The 15,303-nt window shown below is 76.1% G+C and carries 16 protein-coding genes; 11 read left to right on the top strand and 5 right to left on the bottom strand.

Going from position 1 to position 15,303, the window contains the following annotated elements:
• Positions 1 to 10: 10 nt before the first annotated feature.
• Positions 11 to 589, top strand: a complete 579-nt coding sequence (pspAB, locus tag BMY40_RS13270) for a PspA-associated protein PspAB (RefSeq protein WP_093658963.1) — start codon at positions 11 to 13, stop codon at positions 587 to 589.
• A 33-nt stretch (positions 590 to 622) separates the two neighbouring features.
• Here the strand turns inward: pspAB and BMY40_RS13265 are convergent, their stop codons facing one another.
• On the bottom strand, positions 623 to 1,555 hold the full coding sequence (locus BMY40_RS13265; protein WP_093658961.1) for a DUF3027 domain-containing protein: 933 nt from the start codon (positions 1,553 to 1,555) through the stop codon (positions 623 to 625).
• Positions 1,556 to 1,820: 265 nt separating this feature from the next.
• Between BMY40_RS13265 and BMY40_RS13260 the strand changes: the two genes are divergently transcribed.
• From BMY40_RS13260 to BMY40_RS13245, 4 genes are read left to right on the top strand one after another with little or no spacing between them, the layout of a single operon-like run.
• Positions 1,821 to 3,290, top strand: a complete 1,470-nt coding sequence (locus BMY40_RS13260) for an MFS transporter (protein ID WP_245770074.1) — start codon at positions 1,821 to 1,823, stop codon at positions 3,288 to 3,290.
• A 26-nt stretch (positions 3,291 to 3,316) separates the two neighbouring features.
• Positions 3,317 to 3,820: a hypothetical protein gene (locus tag BMY40_RS13255; RefSeq protein ID WP_093658959.1), complete on the top strand. Its 504-nt coding sequence runs from the start codon at positions 3,317 to 3,319 to the stop codon at positions 3,818 to 3,820.
• Positions 3,821 to 3,864: 44 nt separating this feature from the next.
• Entirely contained in the window at positions 3,865 to 4,545 is a 681-nt protein-coding gene (locus BMY40_RS13250) for a futalosine hydrolase (RefSeq protein ID WP_093658957.1), read from the top strand.
• Positions 4,526 to 5,395 (top strand): 1,4-dihydroxy-6-naphtoate synthase, encoded by an 870-nt coding sequence (locus tag BMY40_RS13245; protein ID WP_093658955.1) that lies wholly within the window; start codon positions 4,526 to 4,528, stop codon positions 5,393 to 5,395. The genes BMY40_RS13250 and BMY40_RS13245 overlap by 20 nt, the downstream gene beginning before the upstream one ends.
• 57 nt (positions 5,396 to 5,452) lie before the next feature.
• Here the strand turns inward: BMY40_RS13245 and BMY40_RS28950 are convergent, their stop codons facing one another.
• Positions 5,453 to 5,836 (bottom strand): cold-shock protein, encoded by a 384-nt coding sequence (locus BMY40_RS28950; protein WP_093658953.1) that lies wholly within the window; start codon positions 5,834 to 5,836, stop codon positions 5,453 to 5,455.
• A 250-nt stretch (positions 5,837 to 6,086) separates the two neighbouring features.
• Here BMY40_RS28950 and BMY40_RS13235 point away from each other — a divergent pair, with 250 nt between their 5' ends.
• Positions 6,087 to 6,329, top strand: coding sequence for a hypothetical protein (locus BMY40_RS13235; protein WP_093658951.1), 243 nt, complete (start codon positions 6,087 to 6,089; stop codon positions 6,327 to 6,329).
• A gap of 58 nt (positions 6,330 to 6,387) precedes the next feature.
• Here the strand turns inward: BMY40_RS13235 and BMY40_RS13230 are convergent, their stop codons facing one another.
• Positions 6,388 to 7,005, bottom strand: coding sequence for an HAD family hydrolase (locus BMY40_RS13230; protein WP_093659203.1), 618 nt, complete (start codon positions 7,003 to 7,005; stop codon positions 6,388 to 6,390).
• Between the two features lie 163 nt (positions 7,006 to 7,168).
• Here BMY40_RS13230 and BMY40_RS13225 point away from each other — a divergent pair, with 163 nt between their 5' ends.
• Genes BMY40_RS13225 through BMY40_RS13210 form a run of 4 tightly spaced genes read left to right on the top strand, consistent with a single transcriptional unit; the run spans position 7,169 to position 11,176 of the window.
• The gene (locus tag BMY40_RS13225) at positions 7,169 to 8,230 is read left to right on the top strand and encodes a FecCD family ABC transporter permease (protein WP_093658949.1); all 1,062 of its coding nucleotides are present in this window, start codon (positions 7,169 to 7,171) and stop codon (positions 8,228 to 8,230) included.
• Positions 8,227 to 9,330, top strand: a complete 1,104-nt coding sequence (locus BMY40_RS13220) for a FecCD family ABC transporter permease (RefSeq protein ID WP_093658947.1) — start codon at positions 8,227 to 8,229, stop codon at positions 9,328 to 9,330. Before BMY40_RS13225 ends, BMY40_RS13220 begins: the two co-directional genes overlap by 4 nt.
• Entirely contained in the window at positions 9,327 to 10,199 is an 873-nt protein-coding gene (locus BMY40_RS13215) for an ABC transporter ATP-binding protein (protein ID WP_093658945.1), read from the top strand. Before BMY40_RS13220 ends, BMY40_RS13215 begins: the two co-directional genes overlap by 4 nt.
• Positions 10,196 to 11,176, top strand: a complete 981-nt coding sequence (locus BMY40_RS13210; protein WP_245770056.1) for an ABC transporter substrate-binding protein — start codon at positions 10,196 to 10,198, stop codon at positions 11,174 to 11,176. The genes BMY40_RS13215 and BMY40_RS13210 overlap by 4 nt, the downstream gene beginning before the upstream one ends.
• A gap of 62 nt (positions 11,177 to 11,238) precedes the next feature.
• Here BMY40_RS13210 and BMY40_RS13205 read toward each other — a convergent pair whose 3' ends face one another.
• Together BMY40_RS13205 and BMY40_RS13200 are read right to left on the bottom strand one after the other, a co-directional pair.
• Positions 11,239 to 11,541, bottom strand: a complete 303-nt coding sequence (locus BMY40_RS13205; protein WP_093658943.1) for a hypothetical protein — start codon at positions 11,539 to 11,541, stop codon at positions 11,239 to 11,241.
• A gap of 100 nt (positions 11,542 to 11,641) precedes the next feature.
• On the bottom strand, positions 11,642 to 12,679 hold the full coding sequence (locus BMY40_RS13200; protein ID WP_093658941.1) for a hypothetical protein: 1,038 nt from the start codon (positions 12,677 to 12,679) through the stop codon (positions 11,642 to 11,644).
• 107 nt (positions 12,680 to 12,786) lie between these two features.
• Here BMY40_RS13200 and BMY40_RS13195 point away from each other — a divergent pair, with 107 nt between their 5' ends.
• On the top strand, positions 12,787 to 15,291 hold the full coding sequence (locus tag BMY40_RS13195) for a helicase-associated domain-containing protein (RefSeq protein ID WP_093659199.1): 2,505 nt from the start codon (positions 12,787 to 12,789) through the stop codon (positions 15,289 to 15,291).
• Positions 15,292 to 15,303 lie beyond the last annotated feature (12 nt).

The raw sequence follows: 15,303 nt of genomic DNA, 5'->3' as shown, positions 1-15,303 counted from the left end.
AGGAGTCGCCGTGGGCCTGCTGGACGTCCTGTTCGGCCGGAGCAAGCCGGTCCGGCCCGACCTCGACCGCCTCTTCGCCCTGCCCTCGGCGGCGATCACCCTCCAGGCCGCCGCGGGCCTGGTCCCGACCGGGGCGGGTTCGGTGTGCTTCGCGAGCATCGAGGGCGGCGCCTTCACACGGATCCGGCAGGAGGTGGAGGCCCTGCTGGGCGCGGACTCCGAGCGCGGCGGCGGGACGGTGGAGTTCAGCCAGGACGACTACGGGTACTCCTGGCTGCTCTCCCGCCGCGCCCCCGACGAGCTGCCCTCCCTGGTCAACGACCTGCACGCGGTGAACGCCACGCTGCGGGACAGCGGCTTCGGCCCGCAGCTGCTGTGCTCGCTGGTCGCCTTCCGCGCCTCCGGGCGGCAGCCCCTCGCACTGGTCTACCTCTACAAGCGCGGCACGTTCTACCCCTTCGCCCCGCTGCCCGGCCAAAAGCGCGACAACCCGCTGGAGCTCCAGGTCAGGGCGGCCCTCCAGGACGACCTGAACATCGAGCCGGACCTGAGCCGCTGGTTCCCGCTCTGGGGCGCCCCGGGACTGTGACGGAGGCGGGTGCCCGGTGCCCTGGGCGGGGGCCTAGGACTCCGGGCCGTCCGCGCCGTCGTCCGAGGCGTCCGCCTCACCGCCGTCCGAGGCGTCCGCCCCGGTGTCCAGCGGCAGCTCGTCCACCCTCGTCTCGTCGATCACCGGCGCCGGCGGGCGCGGCGTCCTGGGCATGACGGCCGCCTCCGAGTGGCCGCCGCAGCCGAAGGCGAGGGAGACCACACGGCCGTCCGCCGGGGAGAACTCGTTGGCGCACACCCCGAAGGCCTGGCGCAGCGAGCCCGCCATCGGCACCAGGAACCCGCAGCTCATGCAGGAGGCGGGGGCCGCCTGCGCCATGGGCGTCCGGGGGCCGAACTCCTCCTCCCAGCGGTCGGCGGCGTCGTGCAGGCCCTGGCGGGAGAGGACCCGGGGGCGGCCCATGCCGATCTCCTCGGCGACCGCCGCGATGCTGCCGCGCGCCGGGGCGCCGGGGAGTTCGCCGGGCTCGCTGGTGACGACGTCGGCGTCCTCGGCCTCGGCCGGGCCCTCGGCACCGGCCTCCTCCCAGGCGGACTCCACGACCGCCGCGTGCGGGGAGGGGTCGCCGCCGCCGGTGTAGCCGGGCTCCAGGCGCGGGTCGTCCGCCTCGGTGGGCAGCAGGTCGCCGGGGCCGAGGTCGCCGGGGCGCAGGCGTTCGCTCCAGGGCACCCATTCGGGGGCGAGCAGCGCGTCGGGGCCGGGCAGCAGCACCGTCTCGTCGACGGTCACCACCCGCGCCCGCGAGGCCCGCGCGACGGTGGCGGCCCAGCGCCAGCCGCGGTAGCCCGGTTCCAGGCACTCGAAGTAGTGCGTGACGACGCGGTCCCCGTCGGCGACGGCACCCAGATGGTCGCCGATCCGGCCGGGGAACGCCGCCTCCCGTGCCGCCTCCCGAGCCAGTTCAACCGCCTCGGCGCACAGGCGATCAGGGGTACGGCCTCGCATCGCAGCACTCACAAGAATCGATTCTCTCCTACGCCGTTTCGCGAGTGCGCCTACCGTACGCCCAGGTCAGACGGGTGAGGACGGAGCGGACCGGGGGACCGCTGCGACGTCCGGACCCAAGCGTTCCCATAGGGCGGAGCGCACCATCTCCCCCACGCTACCCCACGCGCGTACGCCGCCGACCGTCGCACCTTCAACCAAAACGTTCAGCCGGAGGAGCCGGGCTAGGCGGCGGGCGGTAGGGCACACTGACGACGTGGCTGCCTTGAGGACGCCCCAGCACGGCGAGGGGCGATTCCGACGCACGGCGCGGGCGATCGTCCGCGCCGTACACACGCCTCCCCGCGCGCTGGGCAGGCGCATCCGGAAGGCCACCCACGCCCAGGGCGCGGGCGAGTCCGGGCTGGGCAAGCTCATCGAACTGCACGCGGTGAACTCCGCGGGCGACATGATGATCACCGTCGCCCTGGCGTCCACGATCTTCTTCTCCGTCCCCACCGGCGAGGCGCGCGGGCGCGTCGCGCTCTACCTGGCCGTCACCCTGGCCCCCTTCGCGCTGCTCGCGCCGATCATCGGGCCGCTGCTGGACCGCATCCCGCACGGCCGCCGCGCCGCGATGGCCGGGTCGATGCTGGGCCGGGCGCTGCTGGCGCTGAGCATGGCCGGGGCGGTGGCCACCGGCAGCCTCGAACTGTATCCGGCGGCGCTGGGGGTGCTGGTGGCCTCCAAGGCGTACGGGGTGGTGAGATCGGCCGTCGTGCCCCGGCTGCTGCCGCACCGGATCTCGCTGGTGAAGGCGAACTCGCGGGTGACGCTCGCCGGGCTGCTGGCCACCGGCGCGGCGGCGCCGGTCGGGGCCGCGCTGCACAGCCTGGGGCCGTCCTGGCCGCTGTACGGGGCCTTCACCGTCTTCGTCATCGGCACGTTCCTGTCCTTCTCGCTGCCCCACAAGGTGGACTCCGCCAAGGGTGAGCGGCGGGCCCTGCTGACCGCCTACGAGGCCGCGCACAGCACGGACGGCGGCGACACCGACGTCCCCGCCGACGCCCCCGGCGCCTCCGCCGGCGGGAGCGGGGACGGGAGCACCGCGAGGAAGGGCGGCAACGGAAACGGGAGCGGGAACGGCAGGCCCCGCAGGCCCGGCCTGCGCACCGTGGGCGCCTCCGTGTTCAACGCCCTGCTCGCCAACTCCTCCCTGCGCGCCCTCTCCGGCTTCCTCACCTTCTTCCTCGCCTTCATGCTGCGCGAGCACCCCCTGGCCGGCCTGGACCCCGTGGTCTCGCTGGGCGTCGTGGCCGTGGCTGCGGGCGGCGGCAACGCCCTGGGCACGGCGCTGGGCGCCTGGCTGCGCGACCGCGTCCCGGAAATGATCATCGCGTCGGTGCTGGCGCTGGCCCTGGCCGCCACCGTGGTGGCGGCGGTGCTGTACGGCACGGTCACCGTGCCCGTGGTCGCGGCCGTCGCCGGACTGGCGCAGGCCCTGGGCAAGCTGTCGCTGGACGCTCTGATCCAGCGGGACGTGCCGGAGGTGGTGCGCACCTCCGCCTTCGCCCGCTCCGAGACGCTGATGCAGATGTCGTGGGTGGTCGGCGGCGCCGTCGGGATCGCGCTGCCGCTGATCGGGCCGGTCGGCATGGGCGTGGCCGGGGTGATCGTGGCGGTGGGCGCGCTCGCCACCGTCCGGCCCCTGCTGTCGGCCGCACGGCACGGCACGCCCCACCCGCGCGTCGCCTGAGCGGAACCGCCGGGTAGCCTGCCGCTATGACCCACACGATCTCCCGGGGCAAGGGCAGCCGCACCATCCGCACTGCCGTAGCCATCGGTGCGGCCACCCTCGGGCTCGTCGCCCTCTCCGCCTGCGAGAAGCCGACTCCCCGAGCGACCGTGACCGTCGGTTCCGACAGCGCGTCCACGGAAGCCGCCTGCTACGAGGACAACGGCAAGATCTCGCAGGACAAGGTGCTGTCCTGCACCAAGGAGGGGACCGACACCTCCGTCACCGTCGGCCAGGGCGACCTGCTGCGCATCGGCGTGGACCCCGAGATCGCCGAGGACGGCTGGGTGCTGTTCCTCAACGGCCAGCCCGCGGTGACGGACCGGATCACCAAGACGTACCGCAGCTTCTCCGGCGACGCCTTCTTCCAGAACGGCGGCGACCAGCAGGGCGGCAGGCCCCAGTCGGTGCAGCTGAGCATCGTCGAGTACGACGGCAGCAACTACCGGGGCGTGTGGAACTTCGAACTCGAGCGCGAGAGCGAAGACTGAGCCCCGCACCGTCCCGCCGCCCCGCCCCGCCCGCCGCGGAGGCCGTGCCGGTCCTGGTCGTCACGGCCGTGCCCGCCGAGCGCGACGCGGTGGCTGTCGCCTGCGCCCCGGCCGGCATCGACGTGCTGGCCGCGGGCGCCGGGCCCGCGGCCGCGGCGGCCCGTACCGCGGTGGCGCTGGAGCGGCGCTCGGCGGGGGGCCGCCCGTACGGTCTGGTGGTGTCGGCCGGCATCGGCGGCGGTTTCGCCCCGCTGGCCCCGGTCGGCTCGGTGGCCGTCGCCTCCGAGATCGTCGCCGCGGACCTGGGCGCCGAGACCCCGGCCGGGCCCGAGCCCTTCGCCTCGGTGTCCGAGCTGGGCTTCGGCACCACCGTCCACCTGCCGCCCGAGGGGCTTTCGCGGGCCGTCGCCGAGGCGGCCGGCGCGGCGCTGGGCCCGGTGCTGACGGTCTCCACGGCCACCGGCACCGCCGAGCGGGCCGCGCTGCTGGCACACCGGCACCCGGGCGCGCTGGCCGAGGCGATGGAGGGCTTCGGGGTCGCGGAGGCCGCGGAGGCCTGCGGCGGGGTACCCGTACTGGAGGTCCGCGCCGTATCCAACGCGGTGGGCCCGCGCGACCGCGCCGCCTGGCGCTTCGCGGAGGCACTGGACGCGCTGACCGCGGCCTTCGGCAGGATCGTTCCCGTACTCGACGGTTGGAGGGACCTTGACCGGCGCCAGGACTGAGCGGCCGCTGCGGATCGCCTACTCCCCCTGCCCCAACGACACCTTCGTCTTCCACGCCTGGTCGCACGGCCTGGTGCCGGGCGCGCCGGAGCTGGACGTGACGTTCGCGGACATCGACGTCACCAACGGCATGGCCGAGCGCGGCGAGCTGGACGTGCTGAAGGTCTCCTACGCCGTTCTGCCGTGGGTGCTGGACGAGTACGCGCTGCTGCCGTGCGGCGGCGCCCTCGGGCGCGGCTGCGGCCCGCTGGTGCTCACCCGCGAGCCGGGCGCCGAGGCCGGTCTGGGCGGTGCGACGGTCGCGGTGCCGAGCGAGCGCTCGACGGCGTACCTGCTGTTCCGGCTGTGGGCGGCCGAGCGGGTGCCGGGCGGGGTCGGGAAGATCGTGGTGCTGCCCTTCCACGAGATCATGCCCGCCGTGCGCGACGGCCGGGTGGACGCCGGGCTGGTCATCCACGAGGCCCGCTTCACCTACCAGGACTACGGCCTGCACCGGCTCGCCGACCTGGGCGAGTACTGGGAGGGCACCACCGGGCTGCCGATCCCGCTGGGCGCGATCATCGCCAGGCGCTCGCTGGGCGCGCCGACGCTGCGGGCGCTCGCCGGGGCGGCCCGCGCCTCGGTGCGGATGGCCTGGGAGGATCCCCAGGCGTCACGGCCCTACGTGCTGGAGCACGCCCAGGAGATGGACCCCTCGGTCGCGGACCGGCACATCGGGCTGTACGTCAACGAGTTCACCGCCGACCTCGGCGAGAGCGGTTACGCGGCGGTGCGCGGGCTGCTCACGCGCGCCGCGGCCGAGGAGCTGGTGCCGCCCCTGGGTCCCGGAGCGCTGGACTTCGTGCGATAGGGCGTGCCGGGGGCGCGGGCCGGGCCCGCGCCCCCGTACGTACGGCCGGGCGCCCGGTCAGACGTCGAGCTGGTCGGCCACGATGCGGAGCATGCCCGCGATCTTGTGGCCGTGCTGGCGGTCGGGGTAGCGGCCCCGCTCCAGCTGCTGTGCGACCCCGTCCAGCAGGGTGGTGAGGTCCTGCACGATCGACGCCAGCTCGTCCGGCTTGCGGCGCTGGGCGGCGGCCACGGAGGGGGCCGGGTCCAGCAGGGTGACCGAGAGGGCCTGGTCACCGCGCTGGCCCGCGACGACCCCGAACTCGACGCGCTGGCCGGGCCGCAGCGTGTCCACCCCGGACGGGAGCACCGACGAATGCACGAAGACATCACCGCCGTCGTCGCGTGAGAGGAAGCCGAAACCCTTCTCACTGTTGAACCACTTGACCTTGCCGGTAGGCACGTCTGTCCTCGTCCTCGTCATTCGTCCGGATGAACCGGGCTACGTCCTGTCGGGAAAATCTCGGGAGAACTGTCGGGGAAACTGTCGGGAAAGCAAGACTTCTTGAAAGGCAGCGGTTCCGCACAGGAACGCGGCGGGCCGCATGACCCGCCGTCACCAAGACTAATGATCCGCTCCCCGGTGACAAGGCGCCCCGGAACCGCCTCCCCCGTGTCCCGCGCGTGTCTTCACACGGAACTACCCTGTCCCGGTGACCAGTGAAACGTCCCGCGCGGGAGATCTGCTCGTCCGCATCGGCGCCGTCGTCTTCGTCGTCGGCGCGGTGGCCACTCTCGCGACCATCACGCCCCTGTTCCTCGGATCCGACCCGCTGCCCACGGCCGCGTACCTCGTCAGCATGCTGATGGGCGTCGGCTTCGCCGTCGCCGGCGCCGGGGTGCTGCGGTCGATCGCGGTGCAGCGCCGCCAGGCGCGCGAGGCGGCCCGCCGGTAGCGGAGGGCGCGACGCATACGGCCGCGGCCGCGACGGCCGCGGCTCGGGCCGACGCGGTTCAGGCCGCCGCGTACGCCTCCAGCCAGGCGGGGAAGGCCGTCAGGTCCTCCAGCACCACATCGGCCCCCGCCTCCCGCAGCTCCGCCGCGCCGCACGGGCCCGTCGGCACCGCCACCGACAGGGCCCCGGCCGCGCGCGCCCCGCGCACGTCGCCCAGGTGGTCCCCGACGTAGACGCCCGCGCCGTGCTCGACCAGCGCCTCCGCCTTGGCCTCGGCCCACAGCCAGCCGATCACCGCGTCCGGCTCGATGCCCAGGTGGTCGAGGTGGAGCTTGGCGTTGGGCTCGTGCTTGGCGGTGACCACGATCGCCGTACCGCCCGTCCGCCGGACCGCCTCCACCGCCTCCCGGGCACCGGGCATGGGCACGGTCGGCTCGATGGCGTGGCTCACGTACAGCTCGCGGTAGCGCGCGCCGACCTCGTCGATCGCCTCCTCGGGGAACCAGTGCGCCAGCTCGACCTCCAGCGGCGGCCCGAGGCGGGTGACGGCGAGGTCGGCGTCGATGTACGTGCCGGTCTCGGCGGCCAGGGCCAGATAGGTCGCCCGGATGCCGGGGCGCGAGTCGATCAACGTCATGTCCAGGTCGAAGCCGACCGTCACCGCACGAGAAGCCATGTCCCACATTGTGCACTCCGTGACATAGGTGGTTAGGTTCACCTAACCTGATCTGGCCGGTTCCGCGGCTTCCGTGACGCGGAACCGGCTGTGTCCTGTCCTGTCCGCCCGTCGGCCCGTCCGTCCACCCGTCCATCCGCCCGCACACCGTCCGAGGTCTCAGATGCCCGCTGCCCCAGCCCCCGCCGTGCCCGGCCGGCCGGCGGCCGGCCCGCACCGCGCGCGGGCGGCCCGCCGACTGGGCGCGGTGGCCGCGGTCTCGGTCGCCCTCGCCCTGGCCGTGCTGCTGAGCCTGGCCGTCGGCAGCCGCGCCATCGCGCCGGGCGCGGTCTACGAGGCGCTGGTGCACGGCGGCGACGGCCCCGCCGCCCAGGTGGTGCGGACCATGCGCGCCCCGCGCACCCTGCTGGCGGTGCTGGTCGGCGCCGCGCTCGGGCTGGCCGGCTGCGTGATGCAGGGCCTGACCCGCAACCCGATCGCCGAGCCCGGCATCCTCGGTGTCAGCCAGGGCGCGGCGCTGGGCGTCGTACTGGCCATCGCCTTCGCCGGGGTGCACACGCTCTCCGGGTACGTCTGGTTCGCCTTCGCGGGTGCGGGCGCGGCGGGGGCGGCCGTCTACGCGATCGCCGCGCGGGGCCGCGAGGGGGCCACGCCGGTACGCCTGGCACTGGCCGGGGCCGCCGTCAACGCGCTGCTGTACTCGGTGGTGGCGGGGGTGCTGACGACACGGGCCGCGGCCCTGGACGAGTTCCGCTTCTGGCAGGTCGGCTCGGTCGCCGGGCGCGACACGGAGGTGATCGGGCAGGTCCTGCCGTTCCTGGCGACGGGCGCGCTGCTGGTGCTGGCCGTCGCGCGCGGCCTGGACGCCCTGGCGCTGGGCGAGGACATGGCCAGGGGCCTGGGGCAGAACACCGCGGCCGTACGGATCACCGGCGGCCTCGGGGCCACCGTCCTGACCGGCGCCGGGGTAGCCGCCGCCGGTCCCATCGCCTTCGTCGGCCTGGCCGTCCCCCATCTGGCCCGCGCCCTCGTCGGCTCCGACCACCGCTGGCTGCTGCCCACGACCGCGCTGCTGGGCCCGGTGGTGCTGCTGGTGTCGGACGTGGCCGGGCGGATCGTGGTGCCGCCGGGCGAGGTGCCGGCGGGCGTGATGACGGCGCTGATCGGCGTGCCGTTCCTGGTGGCGCTGGTGCGCGGCAGGGCCGGGAAGGCGGTGGGGCCGTGACCGCGCCCGGCACCGTACGCGAGACGCCCGCCCGCCGCGGGACGCCGGGCCGCGGGGCGCCGGCCAGACCCCCGGGGTACGGCCTGGTGCGCCGCGGGCGCGCCTCGTTCCTGCTCCACCGCCGGTCGGCGGCGGTGACGGCCGCCCTCGCCGCCGCGCTGGCCGCGGCCGTCGTCGCTTCGCTCTGCCTCGGCGAGACCGCCACCGCGCCCTCCGAGGTGGTACGGGTGCTGCTGGGGCTGCCGTCGCCGGACGAACTGGTCGTGGGCACGCTGCGGCTGCCGCGCGTGGTCCTCGGGCTGATGGTGGGCGCCGCGCTCGGGGTGGCGGGCGGACTGATCCAGACCGTCGCCCGCAACCCCCTGGCCAGCCCGGAGATCATCGGCGTCACCCACGGCGCCGCGGCCGTGACCGTCGGCGCGATGACCTTCGGCCTGACCTCGTACGCCCTGCTGCCCTACCTCTCCGTGGCGGGCGGGATGCTCGCCGCCGCGCTGGTCTACGTCTTCGCCTGGCGGCGCGGCCTCGGCGCGGCCCGCTTCGTCCTGATCGGCCTGGGTTTCTCCGTCGCGCTGCGCTCGGTCACCCAGCTGTTCATGACCAAGGGCGACTTCCTCGCCGCCCAGCAGGCCCAGGTGTGGATGACCGGCTCGCTCAACGGGCGAGGCTGGGAGCAGGCAGCGCCCCTGGGCTGGGCGCTGCTGGCCGCGCTGCCCGCCGTGCTGTGGTGCGCCCGCGCCCTGCGCCGGGCGGCGCTGGACGACGACACCGCCACCGCCCTGGGCGTACGGCTGGGCCGCGTGCGGCTGGGGCTGACGGCCACCGGCGTCGTCCTGGCCTCGGTGGCCACCGGAGCGGCCGGACCGGTGGACTTCGTGGCGCTGCTCTCCCCGCAGATCGCCCGCCGCCTGACGCGCACCGCGCAGATCCCGCTGCTCGCCACGGCCCTGCTGGGCGCCCTCGTCGTCACCCTCGGCGATCTGCTGGCCCGCAGGATCCTGGCGCCGGTGGAGCTGCCGGTCGGGGTGCTGACGGCCGCGATCGGGGCCCCCTACCTCGTCTGGCTGATCGCCCGCGGCCGTACCGGAGGAAGACCATGACGGACACCACGACCGCACCCGCGGCGGCCGACGGGCCGGACGCGCCCGCGAGCCGGCTGTCGGCCCGGGACCTGACCCTCGCCTACGAGAGCCGCACGGTCGTCGACGGCCTCGACCTCGACGTGCCGGACGGCCGCGTCACCGTCGTCGTCGGCCCCAACGCCTGCGGCAAGTCCACCCTGCTGCGGGCGCTGGGCCGGCTGCTGCGGCCCCGGCGCGGCGCGGTGCTGCTGGACGGCCGGGAGCTGGACCGCGTACCCACCCGCGCGGTCGCCCGATCCCTCGGGCTGCTCCCCCAGGCGCCGGTCGCGCCCGAGGCGATCACCGTCGCCGACCTCGTCGCCCGGGGCCGCCAGCCCCACCAGCGCTGGTGGCAGCAGTGGTCGGAGGCCGACGAGCGGGCCGTCACCGACGCCATGGACGGCACCGGCGTCACCGAGCTGGCCGACCGCGCCGTGGACGAGCTGTCGGGCGGACAGCGGCAGCGCGTGTGGATCGCCATGGCGCTCGCCCAGGAGACCGGGCTGCTGCTGCTCGACGAGCCGACGACGTACCTCGACATCGCCCACCAGGTGGAGGTCCTCGACCTGGTGCGGCGGCTCAACCGGGAGCGGGGCCGCACGGTCGTGATGGTTCTGCACGACCTCAACCAGGCCGCCCGCTACGCCGACCACCTCGTCGCGATGCGCGGGGGCCGGATCGTCGCGCAGGGCCCGCCCGCGAAGACCGTCACCGCCGCGCTGGTCCGCGAGGTCTTCGGCCTGGAGGCCGTGGTGGTGCCCGACCCGGTGACGGGCGGCCCCCTCGTCGTCCCCGGCGCGCCCGCTCCCGCAACCGTTCCCGTCAGCACGCGAAAGGCTTCCCCGTGACCCTCACCCGCCGCCGTACGACCGCCGCCGGTGCCGCCGCGCTGGCCCCCGTCCTCGCCCTCGCCCTGTCCGCCTGCGGCGGCTCCGGGAACGACACCGCCGGGGAGACCCGGACGGTCATGACCGCCCACGGGGAGGTGCAGGTCCCCGCCGACCCCGAGCGCGTGGTCGTCCTCGACACCGCGGAGCTGGACTCGGCCATAACCCTGGGCGTCAAGCCCGTCGGCTCCACCCGCTCCGACGTGGCCTCCGGCTTCCTGAAGTACCTGCCGGAGGAGAAGGTCGAGGGCATCGAGAACGTCGGCAACATCGCCGCGCCCAACCTGGAGAGGATCGCGGCGCTCAAGCCGGACCTGATCCTGGGCAGCGACATCCGCGACAAGGACCGCTACGACGAGCTGTCGAAGATCGCCCCGACCGTCTTCACCGAGTCCACCGGCGCCCCCTGGAAGGAGAACTTCCTGATCCACGCCAACGCCCTCAACCGGCAGGAGGAGGCGGAGAAGGTCATCGACGCGTACGAGGTGAAGACGGCCGAGGTCACCGAGGCGCTCGGCGGCCGGAAGGAGGCCCGGAAGCTGACGGTGAGCGTCGTCCGCTTCGTCGAGGGAGCCGACACCCGCGTCTACGGCAGGCAGAACTACATCGGCTCGATCCTCGCCGACATCGGCGTGAGCCGCCCGGCCATCGCCGACAAGGCCCCCGACGGCTTCTCGGTCGACGTCAGCCCGGAGAAGGTCGACCAGGGCGACGCGGACGTCGTCTTCTACACCTCCTACGGCGACCCGGCGAAGTCCGGCGAGGACAAGGCCGTCGGCGGCGCGCTGTGGAAGAGCATGGAGGCGGTGGAGAACGGCCGCGCCCACCGCGTGGACGACGAGACCTGGATCCAGGGCATCGGCTACACGGCCGCAGACACGATCCTGGACGAGATGAAGGAACTGCTCACCAGGGATTCCGGCGGCTCCGAGGGCTGATCTCCGGCCTCAGGTCTCCGGCCCCAGGTCTCCGGTCTCTCCGCGGCCGGGGCGGCCGCCGGTCAGCGGCCGCCCCGGTCCGGAAAGGACGCCGCACCCCTGAGGGCGGCGCCGGCGACGAAGAGCGCGGCGCCCGCCGCGAGCATCTCCGGGAGGACACCGCCGGGCGGCGCGGCGAAGGAGACCGCCCCCACGAGGCAGAGGAGGCCCCCGCCCAGGAGCAGCAGGCCGATCCCGTGGGGCACCGGGCGCAGGACGCGGTCCCGCTCCCACGGCATGATCCAGCCGGTGACGAGCTCCACCGCCCCGCAGACCGCGACCGCCACGGCGACGGCCGTGAACAGCCACGCGATCGCGTCCGGCACCGCGCATCCCCCCTCTCCCGCTCGTGGTTCCGCACGTGGTTCCGCACGTGGTTCCGCTCGTGGCAACACCCCCACCGGCCGCGGGCGGCGCGCGCGGCGGCTACCCCTTCGGCCTGCGCGCCCGCCACAGCAGGTAGAGGGCGCTGGCGACGGCCGCGGCGCGCAGCGCCCAGGGCCAGGAGGCGGTGATCGCCTCACCCAGCGCGCCCTTCGCCACCGGCTCTCCCCAGCGGCCCTCGGTGCGGCCCCACAGCCACACCAGCGCGGCGGCCGCGACCGTACCGGGCACGACCGCCACCGCCCACTTGGCCTCCCGGCGGCTCAGCCGGGGCGACCACCAGGCGGCCAGCCAGCCCAGGCCCAGCGGGATCAGCGAGCCCATGACCGCGCCCGCCACCAGCAGGGCGGCGGCCGCCAGCTCCACGGCGCCGCCGGCGCGCGGCACGCGGGCCGTACGCGGAGCGCCGCCCGCCGCCCCGGCCGTACGCGGGCGCAGCAGGCGCGCCCACCGGTTCCGCCCGGGTGCGGCCGGGGCCCCGCCGGCCGCTTCGGCGTCGGCGGCCTCCGCCGTCTCCGCCTTCCGCCGCGCCTCCTCCTCCTTCTCCGGGTCCGGCGGCTGTTCGAGCACCTCCGGCAGCTCGATCCCGCCGTCGAAGCCGCCGACCGGCCGCCGGCCGCCCGGCGCGTACCGGGGGGCGCCCGGCCCCTTGCGCCACCAGTCGGGGTCGCTCTCCCCGGGGCCCAGCTCGTGGGCGGGTGCGAGATGGGGCGGCGAGGCGGCGGTCGACGGCTTCGACGGTCTCGGCGGCTTCGGCGGCGGGCCGCCGCCTCCCGGGGCCCGCCCGCCCTCCGGGGTCCCCCGCGCGGGCCGGTGCTCCACGGGCCGGTGCTCCCTGGGCTGCGGCACGGAGACGCCCGCGCCCGCGACCACGTCCTCCGGCCGCCCGATGCCGTCCAGGATCCGGCGCACCCCGGCCGCGGTGTGCGCGCCGCCCGCCTCGGCGCGGCGCCGTTCGATGTCGGCGCGCACCCCGGCCACCAGACGCGCCCGCTCGGCGGCCGTCATGGCCGTGCCGTGCGCCAGATCGCCGATCCGGCTCAGATAGTCGAAGACCAGCTGTTCGCTCTCGATCCCCACCCGACACCTCAGCGGCTACTGGTCCCTGGCATCCGTACGCAACGACCGTACCCGCACCGCCCGCGCGCGGAACCGCTCGTCCACAGGCTGCCGGTACCGTGGTACGGATGACGACAGAGCCCGCAGCAGAGCGCCGAGCGGCCCCCCGCACGCTCGCCGACGAGCTGCGCTCCCGCACCGACGACGCGCTCGCCGCTCTGCTGCGGGCGCGTCCGGACCTGCTCTCGCCCGTCCCCGGCGACCTCTCCCAGCTCGCCACCCGCGCGGGCGCCCGTCCCTCGGTGCTGCGGGCGCTGGAGCGGCTGGACCGCTTCGCCCTCCAGGCCGCCGAGGCGCTGGCCGTGGCCCCCGACCCCTCCCCGTACGGGGAGCTGGCCGCCCTGCTGCCGGGCGGCGAGGAAGAACTGCCGCGCGCGCTGGGCCTGCTGCGCGAGCGGGCCCTCGTCTGGGGCGGCGACGACCGGCTGCGGCTGGTGCGCACCGCCCGCGAGCTGCTCGCCCCGTCCGCGTCGCGTCCTTCCCCCACCGGCCTGGGCCCGTCCCTGGCCGAGGCCACCGCGGGGATGTCGCCCGGCCGCCTCCAGGAGATCCTGACCGCCGCCGGGCTGCCCACCACCCACGACCCGGTGAGCGCGCTGGAGTCCCTGGCCTCCCTCTTCGGCGACCGGGAGCGGATGGACGCCCTGCTGGGACAGGCTCCCGAGGAGGCGCGGGCCATGCTCGCCAAGCTGATGTGGGGTCCGCCCTACGGCGAGGTCTCCGAGGTCCCCTCCCCTCCGGTCCGCTGGCTGCTGGACCGCGCCCTGCTGCTGCCGGCCGCGCCCCGCACGGTCGTACTGCCCCGGGAGGTGGCCCTGCATCTGCGCGGCGGCCGCGCCCACCGCCGCCTGGAGCCGCTGCCGCCGCCCGTCGGGCCCGGCCGCGCCCGCACACCGGCGGTGGCGGACTCCGCCGGGGCGGGGCAGGCGCTGGCGGCGCTGGCGGCCGTCGAGGAGCTGCTGGAGCTGTGGAGCACGGACGCCGGCGCGCCGCCGGTGCTGCGCGCGGGCGGCCTGGGCGTACGGGACCTCAAGCGCACCGCCGTCGCGCTCGACGTGTCCGAGCCGGTCGCCGCCTTCTGGATCGAACTGGCCTACGCCGCCGGGCTGCTGGCCTCCGACGGCGAGGAGGGCGAGCGGTACGCGCCCACCCCCGCCTACGACGCGTGGCTGGAGGAGCCGCCCGAGCGGCGCTGGACGCGCCTGGCCCGCGCCTGGCTGGCGGCCACCCGGCTGGCCGGGCTGGTCGGCGGGCGCGACGCGCGCAGCCGGACGCTCGGCGCGCTCGGCCCCGGCCTGGACCGCGGTCCCGCGCCCGAGCTGCGCCGCCGCACCCTGGGCCTGCTGGCCGCCGAACCCGCGGGGACGGCCCCGGAGGCCGACGCGGTGGCCGCCCGGCTGGACTGGGAGTGCCCGCTGCGCGGCGGCGCGGAGCTGCGCGGCCGGATCGTGCGGTGGACGCTGACGGAGGCGGAGCTGCTGGGCGTGACGGGCCGCGGCGCACTGACCTCGTACGCGCGGCCCCTGCTGGACGGGAGCGCCGCCGACCCGGACACGGCCGGTCCGGAACCCGAAACGGCCGGTCCGGACACCGCGGGTCCGGCGGACACCGCCGCCTCCCTCCTGGCCCCCCTCCTGCCCGAGCCGCTGGACCACGTCCTGCTCCAGGCCGACCTGACGGCCGTGGCTCCGGGGCCGCTCCGCCGCCACCTGGCCGAGACGCTGAACACCCTGGCCGACGTGGAGTCCAAGGGCGGCGCGACGGTCTACCGCTTCACCCCCGAGTCGGTGCGCCGCGCCCTCGACGCGGGCCACAGCGCCGGCGACCTGCACTCCTTCCTGGCCGCCCACTCCCGTACGCCCGTCCCGCAGCCGCTGGCGTACCTGATCGACGACGTGGCGCGGCGGCACGGGCGGCTGCGGGTGGGCGCGGCAGGCTCCTACGTCCGCTGCGACGACGACACGCTGCTCGCCGAGATCGCCGCCGACCGCCGTGCCGCCTCCCTGGGCCTGCGGCTGCTGGCGCCGACGGTGCTGGCCGCCCAGGCGGACCCGGCCACCCTGCTGGAGCGGCTGCGCGCGATGGGGTACGCGCCGGCCGCCGAGTCCGCCGAGGGCGACGTGGTGGTCCACCGCGCCGACGCCCTGCGCACACCGCCGCGCACCGCGCCCGAGCCGGTGCCGGACGGCCCGCCCGACCCCGGCGCCCCGCTGCTGGCCGCGGCCGTACGCGCCATCCGCTCGGGCGACGTGGCGGCCGGGGGCGCCCCGCCCCGGCCCCGCCGCCCCGTCCCGGCCGCTCCCGGCGGCCCACCGCCGCGCACCCCCGCGGCCGACACCCTGGCCGTCCTGCGTGCCGCCGCCCGCCGCGGGACGCCGGTGTGGATCGGCCACGTGGACGCCGACGGCACCGCCGGTCAGCGCGTCGTCGAACCCGTCCGCGTCGAGGGCGGCCTCGTCACGGCGTACGACCACACCGCCGAGGAGGTCCGCACCTACCCGCTGCACCGCATCACGGGCGCGGCGGACGCGGGGGCCCCGGACGGCCCGGCGGAAACGGCGGGCCGGGCGTGACCCGCCACCGCG

Source organism: Streptomyces radiopugnans (assembly GCF_900110735.1).
GTDB classification, from domain to species: Bacteria; Actinomycetota; Actinomycetes; order Streptomycetales; family Streptomycetaceae; genus Streptomyces; species Streptomyces radiopugnans.
The sequence above is the reverse complement of the archived record's forward strand: the minus strand, read 5'-3'. Positions and strand labels throughout refer to the sequence as shown.

Coding starts and splice junctions, on each gene's coding strand:
- BMY40_RS13255 (WP_093658959.1), top strand. CDS start 3,317: ATGACCCACACGATCTCCCGGGGCAAGGGCAGCCGCACCATCCGCACT.
- BMY40_RS13230 (WP_093659203.1), bottom strand. CDS start 7,005: ATGGCTTCTCGTGCGGTGACGGTCGGCTTCGACCTGGACATGACGTTG.
- BMY40_RS13195 (WP_093659199.1), top strand. CDS start 12,787: ATGACGACAGAGCCCGCAGCAGAGCGCCGAGCGGCCCCCCGCACGCTC.
- BMY40_RS13215 (WP_093658945.1), top strand. CDS start 9,327: ATGACGGACACCACGACCGCACCCGCGGCGGCCGACGGGCCGGACGCG.
- BMY40_RS13225 (WP_093658949.1), top strand. CDS start 7,169: ATGCCCGCTGCCCCAGCCCCCGCCGTGCCCGGCCGGCCGGCGGCCGGC.
- BMY40_RS13265 (WP_093658961.1), bottom strand. CDS start 1,555: ATGCGAGGCCGTACCCCTGATCGCCTGTGCGCCGAGGCGGTTGAACTG.